The sequence below is a fragment of the Helicobacter typhlonius genome (assembly GCF_001460635.1).
In the GTDB taxonomy this organism is placed as follows: Bacteria; Campylobacterota; Campylobacteria; order Campylobacterales; family Helicobacteraceae; genus Helicobacter_C; species Helicobacter_C typhlonius.
On sequence record NZ_LN907858.1, the window covers coordinates 705,074 to 722,115 of the forward strand.

Annotated in this window: 13 protein-coding genes and 1 pseudogene; all 14 read right to left on the reverse strand. The window is 40.4% G+C overall.

Annotated elements, in window-relative coordinates:
• Positions 1–136: 136 nt before the first annotated feature.
• Positions 137–1,114 (reverse strand): PLP-dependent cysteine synthase family protein, encoded by a 978-nt coding sequence (locus BN2458_RS03555; RefSeq protein WP_034342251.1) that lies wholly within the window; start codon positions 1,112–1,114, stop codon positions 137–139.
• On the reverse strand, positions 1,111–2,262 hold the full coding sequence (locus BN2458_RS03560; RefSeq protein WP_034342249.1) for a trans-sulfuration enzyme family protein: 1,152 nt from the start codon (positions 2,260–2,262) through the stop codon (positions 1,111–1,113). The genes BN2458_RS03555 and BN2458_RS03560 overlap by 4 nt, the downstream gene beginning before the upstream one ends.
• Positions 2,263–2,269: 7 nt before the next feature.
• Positions 2,270–3,037: an SIMPL domain-containing protein gene (locus BN2458_RS03565; protein ID WP_034342247.1), complete on the reverse strand. Its 768-nt coding sequence runs from the start codon at positions 3,035–3,037 to the stop codon at positions 2,270–2,272.
• A gap of 51 nt (positions 3,038–3,088) precedes the next feature.
• A complete protein-coding gene (locus BN2458_RS03570; RefSeq protein ID WP_034342245.1) occupies positions 3,089–4,927 on the reverse strand; it encodes a hypothetical protein in 1,839 nt (612 codons plus the stop codon).
• Positions 4,924–5,463 (reverse strand): HyaD/HybD family hydrogenase maturation endopeptidase, encoded by a 540-nt coding sequence (locus BN2458_RS03575; protein WP_034326146.1) that lies wholly within the window; start codon positions 5,461–5,463, stop codon positions 4,924–4,926. Before BN2458_RS03575 ends, BN2458_RS03570 begins: the two co-directional genes overlap by 4 nt.
• Positions 5,463–6,221: a Ni/Fe-hydrogenase, b-type cytochrome subunit gene (gene cybH / locus BN2458_RS03580; RefSeq protein ID WP_034326144.1), complete on the reverse strand. Its 759-nt coding sequence runs from the start codon at positions 6,219–6,221 to the stop codon at positions 5,463–5,465. The genes BN2458_RS03575 and cybH overlap by 1 nt, the downstream gene beginning before the upstream one ends.
• 10 nt (positions 6,222–6,231) lie before the next feature.
• Positions 6,232–7,962 carry a nickel-dependent hydrogenase large subunit gene (locus tag BN2458_RS03585; RefSeq protein WP_034326143.1) on the reverse strand — a complete coding sequence of 577 codons (1,731 nt, stop codon included), beginning with the start codon at positions 7,960–7,962 and terminating at the stop codon, positions 6,232–6,234.
• Positions 7,963–7,972: 10 nt separating this feature from the next.
• Positions 7,973–9,133, reverse strand: coding sequence for a hydrogenase small subunit (locus tag BN2458_RS03590; protein ID WP_034326141.1), 1,161 nt, complete (start codon positions 9,131–9,133; stop codon positions 7,973–7,975).
• Between the two features lie 176 nt (positions 9,134–9,309).
• A complete protein-coding gene (locus tag BN2458_RS03595) occupies positions 9,310–10,911 on the reverse strand; it encodes a phosphoethanolamine transferase (RefSeq protein WP_231944847.1) in 1,602 nt (533 codons plus the stop codon).
• Between the two features lie 318 nt (positions 10,912–11,229).
• On the reverse strand, positions 11,230–11,550 hold the full coding sequence (trxA, locus tag BN2458_RS03600; protein WP_034326139.1) for a thioredoxin: 321 nt from the start codon (positions 11,548–11,550) through the stop codon (positions 11,230–11,232).
• 307 nt (positions 11,551–11,857) lie between these two features.
• Complete coding sequence (locus tag BN2458_RS03605) at positions 11,858–13,243, reverse strand: DNA recombination protein RmuC (RefSeq protein ID WP_064504556.1); 1,386 nt, start codon at positions 13,241–13,243, stop codon at positions 11,858–11,860.
• 94 nt (positions 13,244–13,337) lie between these two features.
• Positions 13,338–13,805, reverse strand: a pseudogene (gene moaC, locus BN2458_RS03610) (cyclic pyranopterin monophosphate synthase MoaC); the annotation flags it as partial.
• A gap of 51 nt (positions 13,806–13,856) precedes the next feature.
• Positions 13,857–14,660: a HesA/MoeB/ThiF family protein gene (locus tag BN2458_RS03615; protein ID WP_034326138.1), complete on the reverse strand. Its 804-nt coding sequence runs from the start codon at positions 14,658–14,660 to the stop codon at positions 13,857–13,859.
• Entirely contained in the window at positions 14,660–17,026 is a 2,367-nt protein-coding gene (locus BN2458_RS03620; protein WP_231944848.1) for a tetratricopeptide repeat protein, read from the reverse strand. Before BN2458_RS03620 ends, BN2458_RS03615 begins: the two co-directional genes overlap by 1 nt.
• Positions 17,027–17,042: the final 16 nt, after the last annotated feature.

Sequence of the window (17,042 nt, forward strand, 5' to 3'; positions counted from 1 at the left end):
TTTTACTATTTGCGCAAATAATGCAATGGCTTGAAAGCGGTAATTATATCTTTTTATTTCTTTGTAGAATCTAAAAGCTTTTGAATACCTTGCGCCTTGTGAAATTCTAATAAGATTCTATAAGTCAAAGCCTTAGCTATTGTATAAGGCTATTAATTGCATCGTGACTAAAATACTTGCCTAACTCATCGGCAAAGAGCGTTACAATTTTTGCTCCTTGCACTTTATTTGCTACTTTGAGTGCTGCACTTAGGGTAGCCCCAGATGAGATACCAGCTAGTATCCCTTCTTGTCTTGTTAAGATTTTAAGCCCATTATATGCCTCTTCATCGCTTATTTTTTCTACCATATCAATAAGCGAGGTATCCATAGTTTTTGGGATTTGCGCATTGCCGATACCCTCGATGTGAGTGCATACGCATTTATTTTCACATTTATATCCGCATTCGTGTCCATATTGACATTTGCCAATCACTGAATCTAGCGGGTCGGCTAACACAGCCTTTATACGAAAATCTTGCTCCTTAAAATACCGCGCACAGCCACTAAAACTTCCTCCGCTTCCAGCTCCACATACAAAATAATCAAAAGGTGGCACACAGGTGGGATTAAGCGTTTGCATATCTGTGTAAATCTCCACAGCCGTGCTAAGATAATGTGCGTAAGGATTGTTGAGATTCTCAAATTGATTGAGGCTAAAGGCGTTTTTAGTGCGAGAGAGTAGGGCATTTGCCTCATCTATTGCACCCTGCATACCTTGTTCTTTGGGTGTGTTTATCACCTCTGCGCCGAGTGCTTTTGCAAGGATTTGCTTTTCTATGGAGAATTTATCAGGCACAACAAGTATTGCCTTGCACCCAAAATGCTGTGCCACAAGGGCGATACCTAGTCCTGTATTTCCAGCAGTAGCCTCAATCACCACCGAATCTTTTGTGAGTTTTCCCTCATCACGCAGTTTTTGAAACACATACAAAGCTACGCGATCTTTTACGCCACCTGCTGGATTATAATATTCGAGCTTAGCAAAAATGCGATTATTGTTTGGAATCTCCACCGCTTTTAGTTCTAAAAGCGGTGTGTTGCCAATGAGTTCAAGGGTTGAAGTAAAAATCATTGCTTAGAGAGTTTAATAGCTTGCTTAATATCATCGAGTAAGTCTTGTGCATATTCTATACCTACTGATAATCGTATGAGTTGTTCGCTTATGCCGAGATTTTCGCGTATATCTTTTGGGATTGAAGCGTGTGTCATTGAAGCGGGGTGGCAGAGGAGCGATTCTACACCGCCTAGACTTTCGGCTAATGCGATAATACGCGTTGATTTAAAGAAGATTCTATAATCATAATTTTCCTTGAGCTCAAAGCTTATCATTCCTCCAGCACCACGCGCTTGTGAGTTTTGAATCTCATAGCCTTCATCATCTTGTAGTCCGGGATAATATACTTTTTTCACAGCACTATGCTCACTTAGGGCATTTGCTAAGAATAGCGCATTTTCGCAATGACGTTGCATTCTTAAGCCTAATGTTTTTATACCGCGTATAAGCAAAAAGCTATCAAATGGTGCTAACACACCGCCAATGCTATTTTGCAAAAATCCAATTCTTTGGGCTAACTCCTCATCATTTACCACCACAAGTCCAGCGATAAGGTCGCTATGTCCGCCTAGATACTTTGTCGCTGAATGCACCACAATATCAATGCCAAGCTCTAAAGGCTTTTGTAGATATGGTGTCATAAAGGTATTATCCACTATGCTAAGTATGCCCTTTTCTTTACATAGGTTTGCCACTTGTGCCAATGGCGTAACATTAAGTAGAGGATTTGCAGGGCTTTCTATAAGCACGGCTTTGACTTCTTGTGTGATAGCCGCCCTTAATGCGTCTAAATCCCTTGTGTCTATGATTTTGTAGTTGATGTTAAAATGTGTAAAGACTTTGTCTAAGATTCTAAAAGTGCCACCATAAATATTATGCGAGATGATAATACAATCTCCGCTTGAAAAAAGGCTTAGAATCGTCCCAATAGCTGCCATACCTGAAGCAAATGCAAAGCCAAACTTGCCGTTTTCACATTCTGCTATGAGGCTTTCAATCCCATCACGCGTGGGGTTTTTCGTGCGTGAGTATTCATAGCCTAGATTCACTCCTAGCGCACTTTGAGCGTATGTGGAAGTTTGGTATATTGGTGTATTTACTGCGCCTGTGCGTGGGTCTGTGGTCGCCCCGCCGTGTATAAGTAATGTATCAAAACTGCTTTTCATATTTATCCTATCTGCAAATGTATTTCACTTGAATTCTAGCTGTAATCTCTTGCTCTTTTGGTATAGGAAGCTCCCAGCTCGTATCCGCATATGCGCTCATATTACTTGCCTCTGCTCTCATTATTTTTGGCTGTATGATGTGGGTATTTGTAGAATCTGCCCCAGCAAGAACGCATTTTGTGTTAGTGATTTTAGAGTAATCTTTTTCTTTCTCTTTTGCGATTTGCAATGCACTTTCAAATGCCTTATCTTGTGCTTCTTGTAAAGATTCAGAAGTGGCGATGATATTTACATTTGGTGCAAGGAAGCTTAAATATTTGTTTTTGTTGATTTTCTTATCAATCTCTGCGATAAGGCTATCGTATTCTTTTTTCTTTTTGCTTGGCACATCGCATTCAAGGTTGAAATTAAGTGTATAGCCCACGGTGTCCCTTGCAGCGCCGTCTTTGTATTGGATATTTGGACGCAATTCGTGGTTGCCACCCTCGCATAAATCTTGTTTTTTGCTTAAACCAATGATGTCATTCAGAGTATTGGCAATGTCTTTTTTTACATTTGATTCTATCTCGCCACCCTTTCGCAATGTATCGCTTTCTGTAATGCGGATACTCGCCTTGTAGGCATTAGGCATAATATTTTGTGAAACCGATATGCTTTTGTTGAGGCAAAGCGCATCTTGTGGACATTCATTTGTGTTTAGCGCAAGTGGTTCATCACTGCACGCACTCATCATAAAAGCCATAAAACCTGCTAACAATGCTACGATGTATTTCATTTATTACTCCTTAAGTTTTGATAAGGCGAGATTATAGCTATTTTGAGTAATTTACTTGTAATCAATAAAGCCATTTTTTGGCAAAATGAGATGAATATTTTTAGGTAGATATTCTAGAATCTTATCAAGGAAAATATGATTAGCGAGCATATCGCCGAGCAAAAGGACTCTATCAATAGCGAGATTTGTGAGGCTATCGCGCACAAGTGTAGCGACAAACTCACTTAATGAATCGAGTACCCCAAAGCTTAGAATCTCATTCTCCACCCCGGCACATTTAAAGCTTATGCACGAGCGCACGACAAGGGGATAATCAAGCCAAATATGATTGCCCTCGCGCGTAAGCTTATAATCAATGCGTGGTCCTCTTTCACGCACAAAGCGATACGCGTGATAAAAAAGCACATTTTTATCAGCTCTTTGCGGTTTGTCCACCTCTGTTTTATCAGTATTTGTTGCGGTGTCTGCCTGAATATTCTTTGGGGGTAGCCCTAGCACAAAGGCGCAAGTATCAAGTATATCAATGAGATTGTTTGTAGGGTGATTTTCGTTTTCAAGGCTAAAAAGAGATGAGAGAATCTGCGGATAGTGCGCACCAAAATTTTTCAAAAGCTCCCCACCGCTTTCATATTTGCGTGTAATCTCCTCGCATATATGAAGTGGATTATTATCAAAGGAAATATCAAGGAGGACTTTTGGATTTTGATTATAGATGAGAAAGGCACTCGGGTGCTTGGAGCTAAGATAGATAACAAGATGAGAATATTGAGAATCTACATCAATATGCGCGTCTATGAGTGAGTGCAAAGAGAGGTTATGCGCGATATGTGTGTCGATAAACATACCATTTTTGGCAATGCTTAGAATCTGCTCTTGTTGCACAGAATGTGCGAAGTCAAAATCTGGCTCTCCTTGCGTATGCGAGAGAAAAAAATAGCCTATCTCGTCTTGTAAAAGGAGCGCACCAATGATTGCTAGAGGCATATCATAGGGCAGGGTTACTTTTACCAAACCGCATTCATCGGCGGGAAAGTGTTTTTCAAATACTTCTTTAGGCACAAGTCGTGTTGAGGGCTTTTCAAAACTTGCGAGAATATCAATATGCGCCTTATGTGTGCGAAAGTAGGTTTTGAGTGAGCCAATATCGCATACAATGGTTGTATGCGTGTGCGCTGTGGGGGTAAGGGAGAGTGATTGCACCCCGCGCGCAGTGCTAAAAACGATATTTTCCCCATTTTTGAGCCTAGCTACAATCTTGCTTAAATAATCTGCGCTCGGCTCTTTTAGGGCTTTGTGCATAGGGGATTGTGTTGGGTTGAGTATCGCAAAATTTGTGCTTGTAGGATTGAGAATCTGCTGTGTCTGTAACGGCGTATAGTAGTGCGTTTTGGGTGTCTTGCAACGTGCTAATATATGATTAGCATCTTGCAAATCACAATGCAGTGGTATCTCTAAGGCAAGGGGTAGGGCGTGGGTCAAAATCTCTATAAGGGAGAGTTTAGAATCTAGTGTATCAAGTGTATCAAAAAAAGCTTGTGGCGGATTTATGGGGTTTAGCTGTAAAAAAGAAAAATAAAGACAGAGTGGCAGAGTAAGAGAGAGGTTATTTGCAAAAGATAGAATTTGCCCTGAATAGTCCATATCCTTAGCAAATTGCTCTAAAATACTTTCTTTATTTTGGGATTGGGTTTGAGATAGTTGCGCGTGAGATGACGCGTTTTGCTTGTGAGATTCTATAAGAGCATGTAAATCTACCAAAAGGCAGTGTGTTTGCTCACTATGTGTGTAAAAAAAAGCCTCTAAGTCGAGGGTTTTGGCTTCTTTGGCTAGGATAGAGAGGAAAAATTCTTCATCTGTGCTTGTATTGGTAAAGCTAAAGTCATAAATCATTCATAACCTCGAAATGAGCCATTAGCCACCTCTTGTAAGTCTTTATTGTCGATTTTTTCCGCGTGGATTCCATTTTGTTCTAGGAATTCTAGGGCGAGTTTCTCCATAAGCTTCGCACCCTCTTTTACAGAATCTGAAAGAGTGAATGCTGTCTCCTCACCGATAACCTCGGGGATAATGCCAATAATTTTTACTGGTGGTAAATCGCCATTAATAGCTGTGAGGCGCAAGGTTTGGAGCATTTCTACTTCGTGCGCACTTCCTGCCCAAGTAATAATTTGAGGGACATTGTCGAAGTCAAAATAATATACCTCGCCCACATTAGCATTATTCGCACTCACGCAGTCAAGTATAAGCACTTTATCATAAGAAGTGATGAGAGGGATAAGCATTGTGGCGAGTGTGCCGCCATCGACAAAATCCACTTCATTTTCGCCACTGAAGCGGTAGTTGAGCTTCAAAAAATTGCTTAAATGAACCCCAATACCCTCATCGCCAAAGAGGATATTGCCAATGCCCAGCACGAGGATTTTCATTAGATTTTTACATCTTCAGTATAACGCATACCACTCACCATCGCATCTACGCCGCCATTTGGATATTTGACAGAATTCCACACTGCCATATAGATATGCACTGGGATAAAAATCATAAAAGCCCAAGTTGAAAGATGATGTATGCTTCGCACATTTGCTAAACCTCCGCAGAGCGCCTCCACCCACTTAAAGCAAAATGCCAAAATCGCGCCAAGTCCATCTCCATAGACATTGTAGTAAAGCACTATACCGGTAAGGGACATTAAAAGCACGAGTATAGCAAGGAAAAAGTATGTTACAAATTGTATTGGATTATACGCGCCATTGATATGTGGGTGAGCGCCTAGGAAAAGATAGGCTCTAATCTGTGCAACCCATACTTTCGCGTCTTTGACTTGAGTGAATGAGATTCTCTCTGGCAAAGATTTTTTATCAAAGAAAAAGAGATAAAGCCTAAAGCAAGAAATGGCGATAAGCACGAAGCCCATAACCAAATGCACATTGCGAATATAGGCTTGCAAATATGATGTGCCTACCACACCCATATCCTGCGTAAGCACAACCTCTCCATTGATGACGCCCTGCAAAGTGGCTTGAGTCATCTCTGGCTGAGAGATGAGAAATGGCGAGGCGATATAAAATCCTGTGGCGATAAGCGCAAAAATACACAATGCCCTTAGCCAATGAAACAGGCGAGTAATCCCCGAAAACTCCTCGTGCATATGGAGTTCTTTTTTAAACATATCAATCTTGTTCATACCGCCTCCTTTAGCGAAGTCTTGCAAATGAGGGTTCTACTTTGTATTGACTTAATTCATTACCTTTTGTATCCATAACATGCACTGCACACGCAATACAAGGGTCAAATGAATGTATGTGGCGGATAATTTCTAGCGGCTGCGTGATATCCTTTACCTGTGTACCGATAAGACTCATTTCATAAGGTCCTTTTTGTCCTTTAGAATCCATAGGTCCAGCATTCCAAGTAGAAGGCACGACTGCTTGATAATTTTCAATCACACCATTTTTGATACGCACCCAGTGGCTTAACATTCCTCGAGGCACATTGCCGATGTATCGCCCTTTGTATTCTTTTTTCTTATCAATAACATAAGGCGCACAAGTGCTTGTATCACCCTTTGCGATATTTGCAGTAAGTGCTTCAAACGCTTTGATACCATTATCAGCCACGACTTTACATTCTATTGCGCGCGCCGCGGTTCTACCAAGTGTGCTAAAAATAGCCTCTACCGGTAGTCCTGTAACGCTCAAAAACTCATCTACAACTTTAACAATCGCAGGATTTCCGCTCGCGTATCCCACCACCACACTCGCAAGAGGTCCAACCTCCATAGGCTCACCCTCGTATCGTGGCGATTTTATCCAAGAGTATTTGCCATTTTCATCAATAATCTTAGAATCTACAAGCTTTCCATCAGCACCGATTGTTTGTGCGTCTCTAAAGCCTGTATATTTTGGATTTGTCTTGCCATCGTATGGGTGGAGAGGCTCACTATCCTTATACCACGAGTGTGTGGCTTCCTCTGTGATTTTGCTCTCATCAATAGGATAGACTTTGCTCAAATCACCACCTTTAACAATGCCGCTACTAAAGAGCCACTCGTCCTCGCCAACTTGCATTTCTTGAAAGCTAATGAAGTTTTTCACGCCACAGCCCTTCAATACCGAATCTTCGGTTTTATACATTTCCGCCGCCATAATCACATCTGCCCAATATGCACGATTGATAAACTTTACCACTTCTTTATACTTGCAGAGCCACTCGCCAAGTCGGCTAGGGTCTAAAATATCCATAACAGAAGTTACTCCGCCAACAGTTAAGCTTTGCGGATGTGGATTTTTTGCGCCAAAAATAGCCATCATTTGTGCCACTATACGTTGTATCTCAAGGAGTTTGAGATAGTGTGAGAGAACGATAAGATTCTGTTCTGGTGTGAATCTATAAGTTTTGTGCCCCCAATACGCGTTCGCAAATGGTCCTAATGCACCTTGTTTTACAAATGCTGATACTCTTTCTTGCACGGCTTTAAGGTCATTTTCGCCTGTATAAAGAGGATTGTTGGTGTATTTGAACGCAAGTTTTGCAGCCTTTTCACAGTCTGCACTAAGTGCCGAAGTAATATCGCACCAATCAAGCCCGTGCAATGTGTAGAAATGCACTGCATGGTCGTGCAAGAAAAGTGAGATATTCATCAGTGTGCGCGTCAAAATCGCATTAAGCGGAGGCTTGATACCGAGCGCGTTTTCCACCGCGGTAATACCAGCCTTGTAGTGAGAGAATGTGCATACCCCGCAGATTCTTTGCACTATGAATCCAGCATCACGTGGGTCGCGATTTTTTACAATAGTTTCTATACCGCGCCATAGCGTTGAGGTAGAAAACGCATCAGTAATAACATTATTATCATCAACAATCACTTCAATACGCAAATGTCCTTCGATTCTTGTAATTGGATCTACTATTATACGCTTTGTCATTTTTCACTCCTTATTTTGCTTTTTGTGTTGAACTTATTACTGCGTGTGCGGCAATACCGATTGCTGCAGCCCCTAATATAACAGAGCCGATGACATCAGCAGTTTTGTCAGCCCCCATTCCGTCAAAGTTTGTAGCATAGAGATGATTGCTAATTGGTTCTTCAAATGGATTCATTGTATCCCAAAATTTTGGCTCACTGCAGCCTATACAGCCGTGCCCTGCGCCCACAGGCCAACTTGTATGTTGATTGAATCTAAGTTTTGAGCAGTTATTGAAAGTATAAGGTCCTTTGCAGCCCACTTTATAGAGGCAGTAGCCTTTTTCAGCATTTTTATCGCCAAAATGTTCTACGAATTGTCCTGCATCAAACCGCCCTCTGCGCTCACACAAATCGTGGATTCTTAAGCCATAAGCCCAAGTAGGGCGATTGTAAGCATCAAGTGTAGGTAATTCGCCAAACAAAATAAAATGCAATACATTACCCACGATGTTTTTCTCGCTTGGCGGACAGCCGGGTACATTAATCACTTTGCGATTTGTAATTTCACTAAGAGGACACGCGTTTGTTGGATTTGGATAAGCTGCTTGCACACCACCAAAGCTAGAGCAGGTGCCAATGGCAAAGATAGCTTTTGCATTTTTTGCTGCTATTCTTGCTTCTTCCGCGCCTGTGCGCCCGTGTGCGCCGATAGTGAGATAAAATTCGCTGCTACCTTTAGGAATACCACCCTCTACCATAAGCAAATAGTTACCTGCATATTTATGAATAGCATTTTCTAAGTTTGCTTCAGCTTGCCAACCAGAGGCTGCCATAACGGTTTCGTGATACTCTAGGCTAATATAGTCAAAGATAAGAGAATCTATGCTAGGTGCATCACTTCGTAGTAAGCTCTCGCTACAACCAGTGCATTCCGCCATATGAAGCCATACGACAGGGAGTCGGTTCGCAAGCTCTGCGGCTTTTGCAGTTAGTGGAGCAAAACTTGCGGGAAGTGCAAGTGCGGCAGTCATCATACCAGACCATTTAATAAAATCTCGGCGAGAGAATCCTTTAGATTCTAACTCTGTCAGTAAATCCCTCTCCGCATTATGTGCCGGAAGTTTTGAGAGTTCCTCAAGTCTTTGAGAGGCTTTACCAAACAACTCTTTATGTGCATCTTGTGTTTTCATAGCAGTCCCCTTTGTTGTTAAAGTCTTCGCAATTTTAATATGTTTTGAATCCAAGTATTAAGTGAAAATGGGAGAAGTAAATTTTTTTGAAGCAAAAGTTACTAAAAGTAATTGATTTTTTAACTTTTAATACGAATTAAAAAATCGTGTGAATTTTATAGGGATATTTGTGATATTTAATTGCGGTGCAAAATATCAAGATTCTTATCATAGTCTTTTGTCTCTATCCCTAGCAAATGAAGCAAAGTATGAAATATATAGTCGTGATTGAGTTGGGTATCTTTTTTGTTTAGCGCAGAAGTAGGCACATCGCCCCATTGATTGTTAAACCACATAATTGAGGGGATATGTTTTTGATACTCCGGGGCGAGGGTATAGCCTAACCCTCCGTGCATATATTGCCCTAATTCTCCTAGGCTTTCTCCGTGGTCGCTCACATACCATAGCATTGTGCGCATATTTGTATTATTTAGCATTTGTATCATCTGCGACAATACCCAATCATTGTAGAGAATCGAATTGTCATAAGTATTGACAATCTCTTCATAACTACATTTTGAAAGTTCTTTTTGCTTACACACTGGATTAAAATGCTCAAAATCTGGAGGATAGCGAAGCGCATAAGAAGCCCCGTGACTCCCATAGCCGTGCGCGATAATAAAAGTATTTTGCTTTGTTTTTTGTGCTTTTTCTATAATACGCTTGACATCAGGGAGCATTGCGCCATCAAGGCTATCGCTAGGATATAAAATGCTATGCTCAATATTTCTGTCGCAACCTCCCACACATTTGCCACCATTATTGCCTAGATACCACACATCATAGCCCACATCTTTGGCTATGTCGAGTATATTGTTTGTGTAGAGTGATAGATTGCGGTGTGTATAGGTTTTATGTGTGTAATGTGTGAGCATACAAGGCACAGAAATAGCGGTAATAACGCCACAGGAGTAAAAATCACTAAAGCTTATCACTTTAAGTGCGCTTGTGTAGGGATTTGTAAGCTTTTTGTAACCATTGAGTGAAAAATTTGCACTTCTTGTGCTTTCACCGATAAAAAAAAGCACGATTTGGGGCGGTAAATCTGCTTTTAAATGTGCGTCTTGAGCTACAAAGATAGGTGTGAAATCCTGCTCTACTTGGTTTTGAATGTAAAGGATAGTGGAGCGAATTGGTGCTATTGGATTTGGCATACTTGCGAGACTTTTTTGTTTTTTGAAAACAAATACAATATCCTTCCCACAGGCGACATAGCTTAGTGCTATAAGCACACCTAGGGTTATGAGTATTATGCTCTTTTGCGCAAAAGATTCTATAAATCTTTGTTTTTTGAATCTAAGGAGTGCGAGAAGCAAACAAGGTAGCACACCAAAAAATAGCACATACGATACAAGCCCGACACTTATCATATCCATAGCCTCGTCCGTGTGTGTCTCTATTACGCTTTGTATAATATCCTCATCAATTACTACGCCAAGTGAATCCATATAGAATCCGCACACGCTACTAAGTAACAAAATAAAGCCCAGCACAAACTTGATACTAAAGCGCAGACATAGAATCTCAAGCCCGAGCATTAAGAAAAATATATGCACGATTTTTCCGCAATAGAGCAGATAAATAAAACCAGCCTGTGTGGCTAGTCTATCAAATGTAGCATTAAAAGTATCATTGAGGTAAAATGCAAGAAAGATTGCACCACATAGCGTTACCCAATGGTAGTTTATATGAGAAGAAAAAAGTTTTTTAAAAATTGTAACTATAGGGCGAAATCTCATAGGGCAAAATCCTATACCTTATTTTTGTGTGTTTTGTGCCTTTCATCTTATCACTCAAATTTTTTAGGTGTAAATAAATAAATCAAAGCTAAGGTAAGCATAATAGCATATTGTGGCTTAGATTCTAATAGAATCATCTTGTTGTGTATTTTGTATAAGCTTAATCATCATAAATTACCACAAGCACTATGAAGCAATGAGCGTTTGAACTTGAATTAACAATGTTGTTTTTATGTTTTTGTCTCGTGTGGTTAGCTTGGACTCTAAAAAATATAAAATCCAAGCAAGGTTTAGAAGCGAGAAACTATACTTAAAATCTTAGAGGAGTGTGTCGAGTTTCGCGCGTATATCATCTTCTGATTTTGCACCCGTTACTTGCTCTTTAATCTCTCCATCTTTAAAAAAGAGGATTGTAGGGATATTTCTAATACCAAATCTCTTTGAAAGCTCAGATTCGTTATCCACATTCACTTTGCAGATTTTTGCTTTTCCCTCATAAGATTCGGCAAGTTTGTCAATCACAGGTGAAAGCATTTTGCAAGGATTGCACCAAGGTGCCCAAAAATCCACTAGCGCAACGCCACTACCCATAACCTCTGCGTCAAAGTTATCATTACTCAATTCTATATACTTACCCATAATAAGCTCCTTATGTTTAGTTTAAACGCCACTAAAGCGCACCTATGCGACATAACGACATTTATACACCTATTATACATTGCATTATTCAATAAAAAGTTTATTGATTTTAGTTTTTAAGGCAATCAGTGGAAATCACCTTTTTATTTTGCATAGAATCCGCACTAATAAAAGGCATTTTCTCACAAAAGTAAAAGGTGTTAAAAGGGTGATTTTAGCATATTTGAGGCGATTACCATTCGATAAAAATTCTAAATAAAGTGTTGAGACTGAAAGAATAGTTGCCCTCTTGTTTATCACCTAAGCATTAAACTTCATTGTCATTACCGAGCGCATAATTTGTATTTATGGAATCTGCAAGATTCCGTGTCTCCGCGCCCCTAAGCAGATTGCGAATATTTTTGCTTGGCTTAGCGATACCTTGTTTTCCATTATATTTAGTCATCACACCATCATAAGTTTTTTTCATCGTATCAATATTGCCCCCAAGCCTTTCTAGCTCATTGTAAAACTTTTCAATGCGGTCAAAAAGTGTTTTAATCTCGTCAAATATTGCATCGGCATACTTATTGCGATGCTCAATCTCCCATAGATTGCAGATAATCTTTAGCACCGCCATAATAGTCGTGGGTGAGACAAGCACCACACCTTTTTGATATGCCTCATCATAAAGCATAGGATTATATTGCATAGCCTCTAAAAACGCTCCCTCAATAGGGATAAACATTAGCACAAAATCAAGTTTTTGTCCTTGTGTGTATTGTTGATAATTTTTGGAGCTTAAGCCTTTGAAATGGGATTTTATAGAATCTGCCAAATCTTTTTGTGCCAAGACTCTTTCCTGCTTATCTTGCGCGTTACACAGCCTCTCATATGCAATTAGTGAAGTTTTGGCATCGACTACCACACATCGCTGCTCATCGCCACTTTTGGGTAATTTCACAATCGCATCAGGGCGGAGCTTGTCATTATTGTTATCACGCATATCCACTTGCAGTTCATACTCGCGACCCTCTTGCAATCCGCTATTTTCAAATACCCTTTGTAAAATCACCTCTCCCCAATTTCCCTGTGTCTTGTTCTCGCCTTTGAGGGCATTTGTGAGATTATGTGCGTCAGTGGAAAGTTGCATATTGAGTTTGCTTAGTTGCTCGATTTGTGTTTGCAAGGCAGTATGTTGTGTGAGTGCAGAGGTATGGTTATCATTGAGCTGTTTTGTAAATCGCATAATCTCATCTTTAAGCGGCTGTAAAGAGAGGCTTTGCTCCTGCTTAAAGTTTTGTGTATTTTGACTAAGAATCTCCGCGCCCAAAGCCTTAAAAGCATTACTTAGCTCCTGCTTACTCCTTTCCTCATTTTTTTGTATTTCTTCTTGTGTGAGTGTATATTGCTCTTGTAGTCTGTGTAGCATATCCTGCGAATGCACCTTTTGTTCTGCTAGACGAGTTTCAAAGCCCTTTTCTAAATCTGCGAATCTTTGCGTAAAGGCAGATTCCAGAGAGGTGATAATGCCCTTAGATTCAGCAAGGGCAACCGATAGGCTTTGGTTTTCAAGTATTTGATTTTGTATTTTTTCATTATGTGCGGATTCCAAGGTTTTCAATGCCTTTTTGTGCCATATCCACGCACCAAATGCGCCACACACTAGCCCCGCAATTCCACAAAACACGGCGATAAGCGTAGATTCAGCCATTTTTGGAATCCTCGCTATGTGAGCTTGAAGCTTTAGATTCTAAAGAGGTTTTAGAATCCTTCTTGGAGCTTTTTCTCGTGGCTTTGGAATGTATGCGTTTATAATCCCCACTTTTACCACCGCTTTTTGATTGCAGGCAAATATCGCTTATAACCATAGACTTATCAATGGCTTTAAGCATATCATAGATTGTTAAAAGCCCGATACTCACACCCGTGAGTGCCTCCATTTCTACACCTGTTTTACCCTCACATTTTACTAAAACACCAAGCGTGATAGAGTGCTTAGTGGGATTTGGGGTTATATCTACATTGATTTTATTTATCATAAGCGGGTGGCACATCGGGATAAGCTCACTTGTCTTTTTGCTTCCCATAATCGCAGCAATAATCGCAGTTTGTGTAATGCTCCCCTTTTTTCCGGTGTGGTTTATCGCTGCTTCAAAGGCTTGTTCGCTCATTGAGATAACACCACTTGCATAAGCCTCGCGCGTAGTAATGTCTTTATTACTCACATCAACCATTGTTGGATTGTTTTGCTTGTTAAGATGTGTAAGTTCCATTTTTATCCTTTATTTCTTATAAGGCACAAGATTCTTAGAATCTACAAGTGTTTATTTTAATTCGCATTGATTGCTTTCATAATCCTTAAGTTGTGTAATGCCATTTGAGCCACATACACGGCAGTTTTCATTGCGCTTTAGCTTGATTTTGCGGAAATTCATTGTGAGTGCGTCAAAGCTAAGGAGCTGATTATAGAGCGGTTCGCCAATACCTGTAATGATTTTTAGCACTTCTGTGGCTTGAATACTTCCTACGATTCCAGCAACACTGCCAAAAACCCCAGCACTTGCACAATTTGGCACACTTCCTTCGCTCGGTGGGCTATCAAAAACACAAGTATAGCACGCGCTTTGTCTTGGCTTGATACTCATATTTTGCCCACTAAAGCGCAAAATTCCACCATAGCAATAAGGCTTATCAAGTAGCACACACGCATCATTGATAAGAAACTTTGTTGCAAAATTATCGCTTCCATCGACAATCACATCATAAGCACCCAAGATACTTAGCGCATTACTCGCATTTAGCATAGCGGAGTAGGTTGTGATTTGGATATGCGGATTAAGTGCGAGAATCTTTGCCTTAGCAGATTCTATTTTTGGAGTGCCTACCTCCGCAGTAGTGTGGATAATCTGCCTTTGCAAATTGCTTAAATCAACATTGTCTTCATCGATAATGCCTATATGCCCCACACCAGCAGCAGCGAGATAGAGTGCCACAGGAGAGCCTAGCCCTCCAGCACCCACGATAAGCACATTAGATTCTAAAATCTTTCCCTGACCTTTGAATCCACACTCCCTCAAGCGAAAATGTCGCGAGTATCTATGTAACTGCTCGTCTGTAAAGTTATACATCACTCATTGCCTTTGAGTATGTCTAATGCTTGAACACAAAGGCTTCTCCACGCACCCTCATATCGTATCGCTTCACATTGCTTGAAGCTCTCTTGTGCATCTTTGCCTTGTGCTTTGAGTAATGAGCCTTTGAGATACAAAGTCTTTTGTTTATCATCATCGCTTATATTCTTTTGTAGCAAATCATCAAGCACACTAATTGCCTCATCTGTACGCTGTGTGCGGATATAACTTTGTGCGAGGGCAAAATCTACATATGGAGAATCCGCATTATCCTTTATGAGCTTTTGTAGGCGCAAAATATCCTTTGCGTAAATATCAATTCCCATTTCGTCTTTTTGTGCCTCCGCATTTTTGAGTAGTGTGAGATTCACAGCAAACATTCTTTGGTCGTCCGCTAGAGCTTGCTTTAAGAAAGCATAGGTTTGTAGCGCACCCTCTTTATCATTAAGTTTTATTAGTGCGTCAAAAAGTGTGAATCCAACATCATAATATTGCGCTTTTTGCAAATTCTTAGCAATCTCTAGCGCGTCTCGCCCAGCCCTTGCAGTGCTTTTGCTATCACCTAGTTTGGCAAAGTTGAGACTATCTCTGTAAAGCCACTCTAGCTTTTTTGATAAATCTTTAGCTTCTGCTGCCATATTGAGCGAGATTTTTGCTGCTTCTTTATTAAGAGCGAGGGCATAGAGGCAGTCAAAGAGTGGCATTTTTTCATCCTCCTTGATACTCACATTTTGGTATTGCAAAAAGATATTAGCCACATTTTTGCAATCTTTTTCCTTGAGGGCAAGGCTTAGCATAGCCTTGTAGCTTTGTGCGACAATACTTTGATCTTTGAGATTATTTTTTAGGGCTAAAACTTCACTATATTTGCCCTCATCAAATAAAGTCTGTGCTTTAAGTATAAAGGCTTTTTCTTGCTCTGGTGTATTGGGGTATTGCTCAATGATATAATCATATTTTTTTATTTTAGAAGCCGATTCCTCATTGCTCACAAGTGCAAAAAGTAGCTTGTCATCCCTATCCTTTATCTCCTCTGCCAAAGGGCGATGCTCAAACTCTTGTAAAAAGATTTTATTAATTCTGTGTGCGTCCTGCACATCATTTGCAGACTGATACCATAGGCTTACATTATTAAGCAAATCCTCTTTGCTTATATCATCACTGAGGATATGCTCGTAGAGATACTCGCCAAGCTTCGCAGCACTTGCATATAGCTGTTCCTCTGCCAAGAGCTTCAAATATTCATAGCTTTTAATCGGGTATTTGGTGATATAGCTTGGATTCACTTTGAGCATAGTTTCAACAAGTTTTTGTGCCTGTGCCTTCTCGCCATTAAGCAAGTGAAATTTACTCCATTCTATGGCTACCGCACTTGCGCTGTCTAAATCCTTTGCCTCTTGGTAGGCTTGTGCGAAAAGCTTAGTGGCGACATTTGCGTCTTGCCCACTATGAAAATATTTTGCAAGGGACATTTTTGCCAAGGGCATATAGTGAGATTGTGGATACTCGCTAATGAGTCGCTCGAGATAATATTTAGCCTCATCTGTGATTCTCATATCCGCATAGGCATTGCCTAGATAGTAGAGCACTTCGGGGACATTTGAATCTGTGGGATACTTTTTAATCCATTTTGTCCCCATATCGACAATCATATCACTATTTTCGGTTGAGTCAAAATGCTCTAATGCGCGGAGGCGGAATAGCAGCAAGTCTTTGGCAAAAATAGTCTTAGGATAGGCAATCAGCGTTTCATCAATCAGTTTTACTGCCTCTATGTGTGCGTGATTTTTCATAAGATTTTTAATCTGCGTGTATGTGGCAAAATCCTCTCCCTCATCATAGCGCAAAGGTCCTCGATTAATATCAAGGTCATTAAAAAATAGTTTATTATTTTTAATAATTTTGATAGGGAAGTTTAGCCCCCTTGGCTTTGCTTGTTGGGTATAGTCATTGAGAAATGGAATCTCATTTTTGTAGCCTATGATTTGCCACGCCGCGCTTTTGGTTGGCTGCTCTTTTGTGATAAGTGTAGCAGTTTTTAGGTCTTTTGGTGTGGCAAAAAGTTTCATTTTATGTACTGGTTCGATATATAAATAGAATCTGCCATCGACTACGCGACTCCAAAAGTGAAAAAAGAGTGTTTGAGTAGGGGAAAAACTCGCAACAGGTGTGCGTTCAATGGTGCATACAACATAGGTTACTTCGTCTTGTGTGTTGCGATTTTCGTTGCATTCTAGTGGGTCGGTGTGGGCGATATTGAGCACAGAGAAATATTCTTTTGACTCTTTACCATAGTTAATAGTAACATCAAGTCCAAAAGCACACAAAGGCAAAAGACACAAAGCCACCACAAATTTTCGCACACGCACTCCTAAAGTG

Bases quoted from the DNA above. Each gene is read 5' to 3' on its own strand.
- BN2458_RS03555 (WP_034342251.1), bottom strand. From the start codon at position 1,114: ATGATTTTTACTTCAACCCTTGAACTCATTGGCAACACACCGCTTTTA.
- BN2458_RS03560 (WP_034342249.1), bottom strand. From the start codon at position 2,262: ATGAAAAGCAGTTTTGATACATTACTTATACACGGCGGGGCGACCACA.
- BN2458_RS03565 (WP_034342247.1), bottom strand. From the start codon at position 3,037: ATGAAATACATCGTAGCATTGTTAGCAGGTTTTATGGCTTTTATGATG.
- BN2458_RS03570 (WP_034342245.1), bottom strand. From the start codon at position 4,927: ATGATTTATGACTTTAGCTTTACCAATACAAGCACAGATGAAGAATTT.
- BN2458_RS03575 (WP_034326146.1), bottom strand. From the start codon at position 5,463: ATGAAAATCCTCGTGCTGGGCATTGGCAATATCCTCTTTGGCGATGAG.
- cybH (WP_034326144.1), bottom strand. From the start codon at position 6,221: ATGAACAAGATTGATATGTTTAAAAAAGAACTCCATATGCACGAGGAG.
- BN2458_RS03585 (WP_034326143.1), bottom strand. From the start codon at position 7,962: ATGACAAAGCGTATAATAGTAGATCCAATTACAAGAATCGAAGGACAT.
- BN2458_RS03590 (WP_034326141.1), bottom strand. From the start codon at position 9,133: ATGAAAACACAAGATGCACATAAAGAGTTGTTTGGTAAAGCCTCTCAA.
- BN2458_RS03595 (WP_231944847.1), bottom strand. From the start codon at position 10,911: ATGAGATTTCGCCCTATAGTTACAATTTTTAAAAAACTTTTTTCTTCT.
- trxA (WP_034326139.1), bottom strand. From the start codon at position 11,550: ATGGGTAAGTATATAGAATTGAGTAATGATAACTTTGACGCAGAGGTT.
- BN2458_RS03605 (WP_064504556.1), bottom strand. From the start codon at position 13,243: ATGGCTGAATCTACGCTTATCGCCGTGTTTTGTGGAATTGCGGGGCTA.
- BN2458_RS03615 (WP_034326138.1), bottom strand. From the start codon at position 14,660: ATGTATAACTTTACAGACGAGCAGTTACATAGATACTCGCGACATTTT.